We start from the raw sequence: 11,489 nt of genomic DNA, 5'->3' as shown, positions 1-11,489 counted from the left end.
GACGCACTACCGCACCATAAGAGTCTGGTGGGCGCATTTGGCATACCTGAATACATGCCGCCTATTCGGCGGCAGGACTTTTATAGTAACAACAGAATGGAGGCAGCAATGAACCAAAAGATGAAAAAAAGACTCCAGGAATTTACCTTTATTTTACCTGCGATCATCATGTTTTCCGTCTTTGTGGCGTATCCGTTTTTGCAGGGCTTTCCCATTTCCTTTACAAAATGGGACGGCATGAGTCCCAATAAGGCATTTGTGGGTCTCAGCAACTATCTGCGTATTTTCCAGGATGCAAATGTGATCAATGCCACCAAAAATACGCTGATTTTCACAGCTCTTACCATGGTATTTTCAAACCTGTTCGGGCTTCTCTTTGCCCTTATGATCGCAAAGGTGTCAAAACTCAACAACGTGCTCAGAACCTGTATTTTCGTGCCCTACTGCCTCAGCCTGGTGCTGTCATCCTACATATGGCGGTATGTGTACAGCGATGTATTTTATGACATTTTCGGCATTCCAAGCCCTTTAGGGAGCACGACCTGGGTCATGCTGGGACTGGCGGTGATCTCTGTGTGGAGAGATGCCGGATACTGTATGGTAGTTTACATCGCTGCTATTCAGGGAGTGTCCACGGACTATTATGAAGCGGCAAACCTGGAAGGAGCTACAGCCTGGCAGAAATTTAAATTCATTACCTTTCCCATGATCGGTCCCGCAGTGACCGCTAATTTTACGCTGCTCTTAGCCTGGGGCATGAAGGTGTTTGATTATCCTATGGCAGCGACTGCAGGAGGTCCGGGACGGGCATCTGAGACAGTGGCGATGCTGATCTACAACAATCTGTTCACCTATTTCAGGGCAGGCTACGGGCAGGCTATTGCGGTGGTATTCACCATTGCTATTTTTGCGGTAAGCACGCTGGTTTCTAAGAGTCTCAGAGCAAGGGAGGTGGAGATATAGTGAAGCACAGGCCTCAGAAAATTGCATTCCTTTTATTCAGGATCCTGGTAGCTCTCCTTGTTATCAGTCCGTTTTATATCGCCATTATTTATTCCGTGAAGTCAAAGCCGGAGATGGTGAAGAACCGCCTTGCCTTTCCAAAGGTGATCCATTGGGACAACTTTAGCAGGGCAGTGGAGACCTCAAATTTTGGACTGGCTATGAAAAACAGCCTGGTGACAACGGCATGGGCAGTTATCATCATTACCCTGATCTGTACCATGGCAGCTTATATCATTGCCAGAAAGAATAACCGGTTTTATAATACCATCTACTATATTTTCGTGGGCGCAATGATCATTCCCTTTCAGTCCATTATGACGCCCCTGTACATTGATATGACCCGCTGGAAGCTTTTAAACACCCTTCACGGCTTTGTGATGGCAAAGATCGGCTTTCAGATCGCATTTACGGTGCTCTTAGTGTCGGGCTTTGTGAAGAGCATACCAAAAGAGCTGGAGGAGGCGGCCGCCATAGACGGAGCAGGGCTCTACTCTGTATTTTTCAGAATCGTGTTCCCGCTCATGAAGCCGATCATCCTCACCTCTGTGGTGCTGAATACCTTAAACGTATGGAATGATTTCCAGATGTCCCTCACTCTTTTGCAGAAAAAGCCGGTGAGAAATGTGCCGCTGACCCAATACTTTTTCTTTGGAGAAAACAGCATTGAGCTGGGGCTGGCATTTGCACTTTTCATTCTGTCCATGATACCGATCCTGATCTTATATCTTGCTCTGCAGAAGTATATCATTGGGGGGATCACATCCGGCGCAGTGAAAGGATAATGCTTGACAAGACCGCAGCTGATTGCTATATCTTAAAAAAATAGTAACGCTCGTGAAAGACCTTGCGAACTATTTTTCATGCATCGCACGTAAGAGCCCCAAAGACGTGCTCTAAGTGCTCATAGCTAAAAAAATAGCAGCGTATTTTTCAGCGGTAACAGGAATGGGCGTAACAGCGGAGGTGGAAAGGTGGAGCAGCAGGACAACAGGATCCATTTCAGAAAAACACTGCATTTTAAGATGATCATGGTTCTCCTTTTTCTGGGCATTATCTTTTTAGGAGCGCTTTTATGCATCTATGAGATGAGCTGCAGAAGGTTTGAGGAGGAGCTCACCTACCACTCAGATACTTTGACAGAGCAGATATGCCGGAATGTGGATGTGTCCCTGAAGGAGCTTTCGGAGGATACGGTGCCTCTTACGCTGACCAATGAGCGTTTTGGTCCTCTGCTCATACAGATGGAGGATGGGGACGGAAGAAATGGGCTTTTCCTGCGCGCGCGCGTGCACTACTACCTGGATGAGATCCTGAGTATGAACGATGATATCAACTGGGTGGCGGTGATCGACAGCTGTGAGGAGGCGTATCTGGCCCGCAGAGTCTCCATGCCGGCGGGCTCTGTGCCCGTTAAGACGGAGCTGACAAAGCTGTATCTTGAAAATGAAGAGAACCTGGGTGCCAGGCCGGGCAATACGGTATGGATCAGCAGCACGAACCCGGAGGGAATCATTTTGATGCGTTCCATCTTTGATTTCTATACCATGCGTTTTTGCGGCTGTATCATGGCAGAGGTGCAGGATACCTCGATCAGGGAAATTTTTAATGATATCGACAGCACAAAGATCGGATATTTTACGATCTATGACAGAAATGGAGAACCCCTTTATTCCACCAGTCCTGCGCAGGCGGAGGAGGCCTATGACGGGAACAACGGGACAGAGAAAAGGGGAAGCATTTTACAGACAGAATACCCCATCAGCAGGGTAAAGCTTAAGCTTGTCCATGTGGTGGACTTAAAGGAAAAGAACCGGCGTTTTTCCGATCTCCTTTACCTGATATCCGTGGTGGGCGTGTTTGCTTTTGGAGCTGCGATCCTGCTTTTGTGGCTGCTGTTTGGCAAAATGGCAAAGAAGCTAAAAGTCCTTCTGGAGAATCTTCACCGTATATCCAGAGGAGAGTTTGAACTGGAGCCTGTTCTGTTCGCCAGGGGGGATGAGCTGGACGTGCTGGCTCTCAGCATACAGGAGATGTCCGTGCGCATCAAGGGGCTTATGGAGCAGGTGGTAAAGAATCAGGAGCTTCAGCAGAAGAACCGGTATGCCCTTTTAGAGGCGCGCTACCATGAGCTTCAGGCTCAGGTAAATCCCCATTTTTTGTTTAATATCCTGCAGTCTATCAACGGCATTGCCCAGATCAATGGAGATAAGCAGGTGAGCCGTCTTATCTGCATGCTTTCCAAATTTTTCCGGGGAAATGTCGACAGGCGGAATACCTCCTGTGAGCTTTCGGAGGAGCTTGAATATGCAGAAAACTATATGGAGCTTTACAGGGAGATCTATCCTGACCGGCTGAATATCCGGTGGGAGGTGGATGATGCGTTTATGAGGGTGAGGATACCCACCTATATCCTGCAGCCCATTGTGGAAAATTCCCTTGTCCACGGCATGGAACCTATGATCGGAACCTGCACCATACGGATCTCCGTCTATGAGGAAGAAGATAAGCTGGTGATCTCCGTGTGGGACAACGGCGGTGGGATTGATCCGGATAAGCTCTGTGAGCTGAAGGAGGGAAAAGGAGTATCAAAACGGGTAGGGATCCGCAATGTTCAGGACAGAATACGGATGTTTTACGGAGAGGAATACGGCCTTTCCATTGATTCGGAGTACCATCATTATACGGAGGTCAGGATCATGCTGCCTCTGCTCTGACAGAGGGAAAAGGGGGGAATCAATATGTGCCCTGTGGTAATTATTGATGATAATAAAATTGCGGTGGAGGCCATAGCCAGATCCACGGACTGGAGAAAATGCGGATGCAGGCTGGTAGGCACCGCATATGACGGCATAGCGGGACTGAAGGCAATACAGGAGCTGTCTCCGGCCATTGTGATCATTGATATACAGATGCCGGGATTTAACGGTTTGGACATTATCAAGAAGGTAAAGGAAGAACAGAAGGAGATCCAGTTCATCATCATTTCAGGCTACAGCCAGTTTGAATATGCCCGTCAGGCCATACGGTACGGCGTCAGCGACTATCTGTTAAAGCCTATTATGACGGAGGAGATGGAGCAGGCCCTGCTCCATGTGACAGGTGCGATAAAGAAGAAAAAGCTGGAAGCTGGTATGGAGCCTATGGATGAGCTGGAAACACAGCTTTATGCCATCCGTTCAGGAAAGCCTGGGTATTCCTCTATGGTATCCCAGGCCATCGACTATGTGGACCGGAATCTCCAGAAAAATATCAATCTTGCGGATGTGTGCGGGGAGCTGCTTGTTTCCACCGGGCATTTCAGCAAATGCTTTAAGCGGGAGACGGGAGTGGGCTTTGCCGCCTATGTGAGCATGGTAAAAATGCAGAATGCCAGGATCCTCCTGCGCAATCCTCAGAACCGTGTGAACGAGGTGGCCCGCATGCTGGGGTATCATGATTATGCCTACTTTTTCCAGGTGTTTAAAAAGCAGTTCGGCTATGCTCCCAGCGACATTAAAACAAATGTAAAAAAGGACAAGGAGGACAAGGAACATGATAGAGATGCCAGAAAATAAAAGAAATGTGCCGTCCCTTTTTACCTGTCTGGACGGGACAGAGGTAACGGACAGGGAGACCTGGTTTGAAAAGAGGCGTCCGGAGATCCTGGAGCTCTTTCGAAAAGAGGAATATGGCCGTCTGCCCGACATGAGCGATGTGGATGTGAGCTTCAGAGTGGCAGATTCCAGACAGTCAAAGGATGTCATGGAGGGACGCGCCATCCGAAAGACCGTTGAGGTGGAGGCGGTGAGAAAGGGGATCCATTTCAGCTTTACCTTTGTGGTGTTTATCCCGGCAGGCCTCGAAAAGCCTGTGCCGGCCTTTATCACCATCTGCAACAGGGGCATCCGGGACAGCGATCCGGCCCGCCATTTTTTAAGTCCGTTTTATCCTGCAGAGACCATCATCTCCAGGGGCTATGCCTGTGCGGCCTTCCGCACCCAGGAGGTTGCCCCGGATTATGACGAGGGATTTTCCACAGGCTTTCACAAGCTGTTCCCGGAATATCAGGAAAACAGGCCGGATGACGCCTGGGGAGCCCTGACGGTATGGGCTTGGGCTGCCAGCCGGATCATGGACTTTTTTGAGTCAGAGCCTTTGATCGATGAGAAAAGGGTGGCTGTGGTGGGCCATTCCAGAGGAGGAAAGACGGCTTTGTGGTGCACTGCCCAGGATGAGCGCTTCGCTATGGCTGTCAGCAGCTGCGCCGGAAACAGCGGAGATGCCATTGCAAGGGGATCAAAGGGCGAGACCATAAGGGATATTGCAAACCGCTTCCCCTACTGGTTCTGCCGCAATTACCAGAAGTACAAGGACAACGAGGAGGCTCTTCCCTTTGACCAGCACATGCTCCTGGCTCTTATCGCCCCCAGGCTTGTGTACACAACCTCAAAGACCTTTGACAGTTGGGCAGACCCGGCAGGACAGTTTGAGTCCTGTGTCCAGGCAGATCCTGTCTACCAGCTGCTAGGCCTCACAGGAATGCCTGAGAGAGAAAAGCCCCTGCCGGAACACCCGCTCCACGAGGGAAGGATCGGCCATCACCACAAGACAGGAAACCATGATCTGGATGAATATGACTGGGACTGCATTATGGATTATGCGGACCGGCATATGCAGAGAGAGCTGTGGTCTGATAAATAGAGTGAATAACAGGATCGGGAGTCTGGTTTTGGCCGGGCTCCTTGTTTTGTGCAGATACCTTGAATTTCCGCAGGCTGCACCGCGGCGGTTACCGTTTGGGCGGCTGCAGGGAGGGCGGCTCTCGCTCCGGTTTCGGACATAAGAAGCACTAAGGCACCTGATTTTTCCGAAAAGCCAGAGCAGCATCAATGCAACTCTCTGCGCTCAAACAATCATTGATGCTGCTCTGAACGGAAAAACCAGCTGCCTAAGTGCTTCTAATATCCTGCAAAGTCGCTCCAGCCGCCCTCCCTGCAGCCGCCCAAACGGTAACCGCCGCGGTGCAGCCTGCGGAAACTTAAGGTAAATACCCATTGACATATTTCCTAGGGGAATAGTATGATAAAGGAGGTATATTTTTGTAAATCCAACGAAAGAATAATACAAAAAGGATGTGAGGCTGTATGCTGGTATCGACAAAAGGGCGGTATGCCTTAAGGACCATGGTGGACCTGGCTGTTCACGGGGATGGGGAGCCGGTGAAGATAAAGGACATTGCAAGCAGGCAGGGGATTTCGGGAAAATATCTGGAGCAGATCATTGCCATTCTCTCAAGAGCCGGGTTTGTGCGCAGCATACGGGGAAACCAGGGGGGCTACTATCTGTCCCGCCAGGCCGGGGAGTATACGGTAGGGATGATCCTGCGGGTGACAGAGGGGAACCTTGCCCCGGTGGACTGCCTGAGTACCGGAAAAAATCCCTGTACGCGCCAGGAGGGCTGCGTTACCCTGAGGCTGTGGCGGGAGCTGGATGCAGCGATCTCCGGGGTAGTGGACCGGTATACGCTGGAGGATCTGGTGCAGTGGCAGAATGAGATGAAGGATCACTATGTGATATAATAAGCTTTTCGGCGGCCTGTGCCTGCGCAAGCCCGTGTCAGGCGGATGCTCACATCGGGACGGCAGCCGCAATGATTGAAAAATAGGGAAGGTTACAGATCAGATATGAAACAGATCAGACAGATAACAGCAAATATTCAAAAATGGAGGAAGGATACAAGGGTGCGTTTGGGAATGACAGCAGTGGCAGTGATCGCGGCTGCCCTTGTCCAGGCCTATGCCATCCAGGTGTTTGTGCGTCCGGCAGGTATCATTTCCGGCGGCTTTACGGGTCTTTCCATGCTGGTGGAGCGTCTGGGAGAGCTTGTGGGCATCAATATCCCCATGCAGCTTACCATGCTCCTGTTAAACATTCCGGTAGCCCTTTTGTGCTGCAAGGGGATCGGCATCCGCTTTACGGCATTTTCCCTGATACAGGTCATGCTCAGCAGCTTGTTTTTGCAGGTCTGCTCCTTTAGGCCCATTTTTCAGGATGAATTTCTCAATGTGATATTCGGCGGTGTTGTGATGGGGGCATCCATCGTCATTGCCCTGCGGGGAAATGCCTCCACCGGAGGCACGGATTTCATCGCCCTCTTTGTGTCCAACAAGACAGGGCATTCCATATGGAGCTATGTATTTTTCGGAAATGCTGTGATGTACTGCTTTTACGGCTCTATTTTTGGCTGGAAGTATGCAGGATATTCCATTATTTTCCAGTTCATTTCCACAAGGATGATATCGGCTTTCCATCACCGCTATGAGCTTGTGACGCTCCAGGTCACGACCATGAAGGGGCCTGAAGTGGTGGACGCTTATATTGGGCGTTTCAAGCACGGGATCTCCTGCGTGGAGGCCATCGGAGGCTACAGCAAAAAGAAAATGTATCTGCTGAATACGGTGATATCCTCCTATGAGGTCAGCGATGCGGTCCATGTGATGCAGGCAGCAGATGAGCATATCATCATCAATGTGCTGAGGACGCAGCAGTTTGTAGGAAGCTTCTACCGTGCGCCCTTAGAGTGATGGGATGGGGGCATAAGATCCCGGATGATCTCACCCGCAATGAGAAGGCCCGCCACAGGGGGAACAAAGGAAATGCTCCCCGGTGTGGCGCGCCTTTTTCCTGTGTCCTCTGAGGTCGGAGCGGGGGTAAGGGGCTGCTCCGGGGACCAGCATACCTTTAAGGAAGGGATATGGCGCACCTTCAGCTCCTTGCGCATCACCCTGCACAGAGGGCAGACAGAGGTCTGGGAAATGTCGGAGATCCGGAACATCTCACCGTGGAGCTTGTTGCCTGTGCCCATGGAGGAGATCAGGGGGATGTGATGCTCATAGGCATAGGCTGCGAGGGCCAGCTTTGCGGAGACCGTATCAATGGCATCCAGAATATAATCAACCTGCCTTTCGGAGCCAATCGCATTTCCTATGGTCTCAAAAAGGGGTTCCAGATTCTGTGGGAGCACAAATTCCTCAAAGGTAGTGACCTGGATGTGAGGGCAGATATCCGCGATGCGCTCCTTCATGACCTGGGTCTTATAGCGTCCTATGGTGCTGTGGAAGGCAATGCTCTGGCGGTTTACATTTGTGAGGGATACGGTGTCGTTGTCGACCAGGATGAGGCGGCCCACACCGCAGCGTGCCAGGGCATCCACCGCATGGGAGCCAACGCCGCCAATGCCGAAGACGGCAACAGAGGCCTCCTGTAAGGCATCAAGCCCCTCCTTGCCGATGAGCATTTCTGTTCTGGAAAATTCATGTATCATGGAAACCACTCCTTTTATATGGGATTTGCTTTCAGACATAAAAATAAAGCCCTGACAAGTGTGGTAGTAGTGGTGCAGGGCTTTACATAATGTACAGAACGCATGTTCTGAACATAACAAGTATACAGCAAATTCTACAATTAGTCAAGGGGGTTTTTATAAAAAGACAAAAAGTCTTTTAAAACCGGCTACTTTTCGTTTCCTCTATGATTTTTCTCTGTTTTATGATACAATTGAGGTCAAAAAAGGGAAAATAATATAAGAATATAATAGAATGATACAAATGGAGGCAGTAAATGAAAGATGGTTTTTTAAGAGCAGCTGCGGCCACCCCGAAGATTCATGTGGCAGACCCGAAGTACAACAGTGAGCAGATCATAAACCTGATAGAGGAGGGAAACCGGCATGGCGTAAAGCTCATGGCATTTCCGGAGCTGTGTCTCACGGCCTATACCTGCAGCGACTTATTTCTGCAGTCCTCCCTGTTAAGGGAGGCAAAGGCAGGATTGAAGGATATCCTGAAGGCCACAGAGGGAAAGGACATGCTGGTATTTGTGGGACTTCCCTGGGAGAGAGAGGGAAAGCTCTACAATGCAGCAGCAGTTATAAAGAACGGCAGGCTTTTGGGACTTGTGCCGAAGAAGAATCTGCCCAACTACTCTGAGTTCTATGAGGCGCGCCATTTCTGTCCCGGCAATGAGCGCCCTGTTATGGTGGAATGGGAGGGAGAAAATGTGCCTATGGGCATGAACCTGCTGTTTTGCTGCACCAATATGCCGGGGCTTACCGTGGCAGTGGAGATCTGCGAGGACGTGTGGGTGCCCTGCCCGCCCAGCATTTCCCACGCAATGGCAGGAGCCACGGTGGTCGTCAACTGCTCTGCCAGCGATGAGACCACCGGAAAGGACGCATACCGCCACGAGCTCATCTGCAGCCAGTCGGCAAGGCTGGTCTGCGGTTATGTTTATGCAAATGCAGGAGATGGGGAGTCCACCCAGGATCTGGTATTCGGAGGACAGAATATCATTGCGGAGAACGGCACCTGTCTGGTGGAGTCCAGGCGCTTTGTAAACGAAAGCATCTGCGCGGACATGGATCTTGAACGCCTTGACAGTGAGCGCCGCCGCATGACTACCTTCCCGGCCCCGGAGACGGCCAGGGAGGCAGGAGGATATATGGTGGTGGAGTTTTCCTTTGAGAGGGGCGCAGGTCAGGAGGCAATGGCCGTACAGGCCGGTCAGAGCAGCCAAAGCGGTCCCGGCAGCCAGGGCGGTCAGAGCAGCCAAACCAGCCAAACCAGCAGGATTCTCCGCTACATTGACCCGGCTCCCTTTGTTCCCCATGATCCGGCCCAGAGGAACCGCCGGTGCGAGGAGATCCTTTCCATCCAGGCCATGGGCCTGAAAAAACGCCTGGAGCACACAGGCTGCCAAAATGCGGTGATCGGCTTATCCGGCGGCCTGGACTCCACCCTGGCCCTTCTGGTGACCGTCCGCGCCTTTGACATGTTAAAAATCCCCAGGAGCAGCATCCACTGCATCACCATGCCGTGCTTCGGCACCACGGACAGGACTTATACCAATGCCTGCACCATGGCGAGAAAGGTAGGGGCCGAGCTCAGGGAGATCAATATCAGGCAGTCTGTGGCCCAGCACTTTGCAGACATCGGCCACAGCATGGACAACCATGATGTCACCTATGAAAATGGGCAGGCCAGGGAGCGTACGCAGATCCTTATGGACATTTCCAACCAGACAGGAGGCCTTGTGATCGGCACAGGAGATATGTCAGAGCTGGCCCTGGGCTGGGCCACCTACAACGGAGACCACATGTCCATGTACGGCGTCAACGCCTCTGTGCCTAAGACGCTGGTCCGCCATCTGGTGCGCTATTATGCCGATACCTGCGGGGAGAAGGAGCTTTCTGAGGTGCTTCTGGACGTGCTTGATACCCCGGTAAGCCCGGAGCTTCTGCCCCCTGAGGATGGAAAGATATCCCAGAAGACAGAGGACCTGGTAGGCCCCTACGAGCTGCACGATTTTTACCTCTATTATGTGCTGCGTTTCGGCTACAGGCCTTCAAAGATATACCGTATGGCTCTCCAGGCCTTCGAGGGGCAGTACGGCAGAGAGGTCATTTTAAAATGGCTGAAGGTATTCTACAGAAGGTTCTTCAGCCAGCAGTTTAAGCGCTCCTGCCTGCCTGACGGGCCAAAGGTGGGTTCCGTAGCCGTATCGCCCAGAGGGGATCTCAGGATGCCCAGCGACGGCTCAAGCAGACTCTGGCTGGAGGAGCTGGAGCGGCTGGGATAAGCTTGCAGGAGTCCCGGCCCTGAACGCATGGGTAAGGAGAAGAGACTATGATAAACAGCACATCAAATAAGCAGGTCAAGCGGGTGGTAAACCTGCGCACAAAGGCAAAGGCCCGCCGTGAGGAGGGCATGTATGTGGCAGAGGGACTGCGCATGTGCAGGGAATGCCGGAAAGAGGAGGTGGATTCCCTGTATGTCACAGAGCCCTTCCTGGCAGAGGAGGAGAACCGCAGATGGCTGTCCTCCTATCGGTATGAGCTGGTGACCGAGGCAGTGATGAACACCATGGCAGATACGAAGACGCCCCAGGGAGTACTGGCGGTGATGAGACAGAGAAGATACCGGCTGGAGGATATTCTGGCTGGAAAGGCAGGTCTTGCGTCCGCCCCATCCCAGGAAAAGCCTCATACCATCATGATACTGGAGACACTTCAGGACCCCGGAAACCTGGGCACTATCATCCGGGCAGGAGAGGGCGCAGGCATCACAGGCGTGGTGATGAATAAGGAGACAGCAGACATTTACAACCCAAAGGTGATACGCTCCACCATGGGCTCCATCTTCCGTGTCCCCTTCGTGTATGTGGATTCCCTGGAGGAGGCCTGCCGGGAGATGAAAGCCCATGGGGTGCGCCTGTTTGCAGCACATTTAAAAGGAACGAATAATTATGACAAAGAGGATTATACTGGCAGTGTAGGCTTTTTGATCGGAAATGAAGCAAACGGCTTAACGGAGGAAACAGCGGCCCTGGCAGACTGCTATATCAGGATACCAATGGCCGGAAAGGTGGAATCCTTAAATGCAGCCGTGGCTGCCTCTGTCCTCATGTTTGAGGCAGCAAGGCAGAGGAGGTCAAAATAAAAAGCCGCA

Annotated in this window: 10 protein-coding genes; 9 read left to right on the top strand and 1 reads right to left on the bottom strand. The window is 51.6% G+C overall.

Annotated features, from left to right (window positions below):
- The first annotated feature begins 120 nt into the window (after positions 1-120).
- The 7 genes from LIZ87_RS15185 (at position 121) to LIZ87_RS15155 (ending at position 7,568) form a co-directional block, all read left to right on the top strand.
- Positions 121-963 carry a carbohydrate ABC transporter permease gene (locus tag LIZ87_RS15185; RefSeq protein WP_227148205.1) on the top strand — a complete coding sequence of 281 codons (843 nt, stop codon included), beginning with the start codon at positions 121-123 and terminating at the stop codon, positions 961-963.
- Entirely contained in the window at positions 963-1,787 is an 825-nt protein-coding gene (locus LIZ87_RS15180) for a carbohydrate ABC transporter permease (protein WP_227148203.1), read from the top strand. The genes LIZ87_RS15185 and LIZ87_RS15180 overlap by 1 nt, the downstream gene beginning before the upstream one ends.
- A gap of 189 nt (positions 1,788-1,976) precedes the next feature.
- Positions 1,977-3,719, top strand: a complete 1,743-nt coding sequence (locus LIZ87_RS15175; RefSeq protein WP_227148201.1) for a cache domain-containing sensor histidine kinase — start codon at positions 1,977-1,979, stop codon at positions 3,717-3,719.
- Positions 3,720-3,743: 24 nt separating this feature from the next.
- On the top strand, positions 3,744-4,559 hold the full coding sequence (locus LIZ87_RS15170; RefSeq protein ID WP_178313502.1) for a response regulator transcription factor: 816 nt from the start codon (positions 3,744-3,746) through the stop codon (positions 4,557-4,559).
- Positions 4,537-5,685 (top strand): alpha/beta hydrolase, encoded by a 1,149-nt coding sequence (locus LIZ87_RS15165; protein WP_178313500.1) that lies wholly within the window; start codon positions 4,537-4,539, stop codon positions 5,683-5,685. The genes LIZ87_RS15170 and LIZ87_RS15165 overlap by 23 nt, the downstream gene beginning before the upstream one ends.
- A 443-nt stretch (positions 5,686-6,128) precedes the next feature.
- Positions 6,129-6,563: an RrF2 family transcriptional regulator gene (locus LIZ87_RS15160; RefSeq protein ID WP_227148199.1), complete on the top strand. Its 435-nt coding sequence runs from the start codon at positions 6,129-6,131 to the stop codon at positions 6,561-6,563.
- Positions 6,564-6,668: 105 nt separating this feature from the next.
- Entirely contained in the window at positions 6,669-7,568 is a 900-nt protein-coding gene (locus tag LIZ87_RS15155) for a YitT family protein (RefSeq protein ID WP_178316078.1), read from the top strand.
- Here LIZ87_RS15155 and LIZ87_RS15150 read toward each other — a convergent pair.
- Positions 7,547-8,308, bottom strand: coding sequence for a tRNA threonylcarbamoyladenosine dehydratase (locus LIZ87_RS15150; RefSeq protein ID WP_178316077.1), 762 nt, complete (start codon positions 8,306-8,308; stop codon positions 7,547-7,549). The genes LIZ87_RS15155 and LIZ87_RS15150 overlap by 22 nt on opposite strands.
- A gap of 296 nt (positions 8,309-8,604) precedes the next feature.
- On the opposite strand from LIZ87_RS15150, the gene LIZ87_RS15145 reads away from it, so the two are divergent.
- Both LIZ87_RS15145 and LIZ87_RS15140 read left to right on the top strand, forming a co-directional pair.
- Positions 8,605-10,620, top strand: a complete 2,016-nt coding sequence (locus tag LIZ87_RS15145; protein ID WP_227148197.1) for an NAD(+) synthase — start codon at positions 8,605-8,607, stop codon at positions 10,618-10,620.
- A 47-nt stretch (positions 10,621-10,667) separates the two neighbouring features.
- Positions 10,668-11,480, top strand: coding sequence for a TrmH family RNA methyltransferase (locus LIZ87_RS15140; protein WP_227148195.1), 813 nt, complete (start codon positions 10,668-10,670; stop codon positions 11,478-11,480).
- The last annotated feature ends 9 nt before the right edge of the window (positions 11,481-11,489 follow it).

This window comes from Lacrimispora sp. 210928-DFI.3.58 (assembly GCF_020554865.1).
In the GTDB taxonomy this organism is placed as follows: domain Bacteria; phylum Bacillota; class Clostridia; order Lachnospirales; family Lachnospiraceae; genus Enterocloster.
The sequence above is the reverse complement of the archived record's forward strand: the minus strand, read 5'-3'. Positions and strand labels throughout refer to the sequence as shown.

Excerpts from the sequence above, each read along its gene's own strand:
- LIZ87_RS15185 (WP_227148205.1), top strand. The coding sequence starts at position 121 with ATGAAAAAAAGACTCCAGGAATTTACCTTTATTTTACCTGCGATCATC.
- LIZ87_RS15170 (WP_178313502.1), top strand. The coding sequence starts at position 3,744 with ATGTGCCCTGTGGTAATTATTGATGATAATAAAATTGCGGTGGAGGCC.
- LIZ87_RS15165 (WP_178313500.1), top strand. The coding sequence starts at position 4,537 with ATGATAGAGATGCCAGAAAATAAAAGAAATGTGCCGTCCCTTTTTACC.
- LIZ87_RS15160 (WP_227148199.1), top strand. The coding sequence starts at position 6,129 with ATGCTGGTATCGACAAAAGGGCGGTATGCCTTAAGGACCATGGTGGAC.
- LIZ87_RS15155 (WP_178316078.1), top strand. The coding sequence starts at position 6,669 with ATGAAACAGATCAGACAGATAACAGCAAATATTCAAAAATGGAGGAAG.
- LIZ87_RS15150 (WP_178316077.1), bottom strand. The coding sequence starts at position 8,308 with ATGATACATGAATTTTCCAGAACAGAAATGCTCATCGGCAAGGAGGGG.
- LIZ87_RS15145 (WP_227148197.1), top strand. The coding sequence starts at position 8,605 with ATGAAAGATGGTTTTTTAAGAGCAGCTGCGGCCACCCCGAAGATTCAT.
- LIZ87_RS15140 (WP_227148195.1), top strand. The coding sequence starts at position 10,668 with ATGATAAACAGCACATCAAATAAGCAGGTCAAGCGGGTGGTAAACCTG.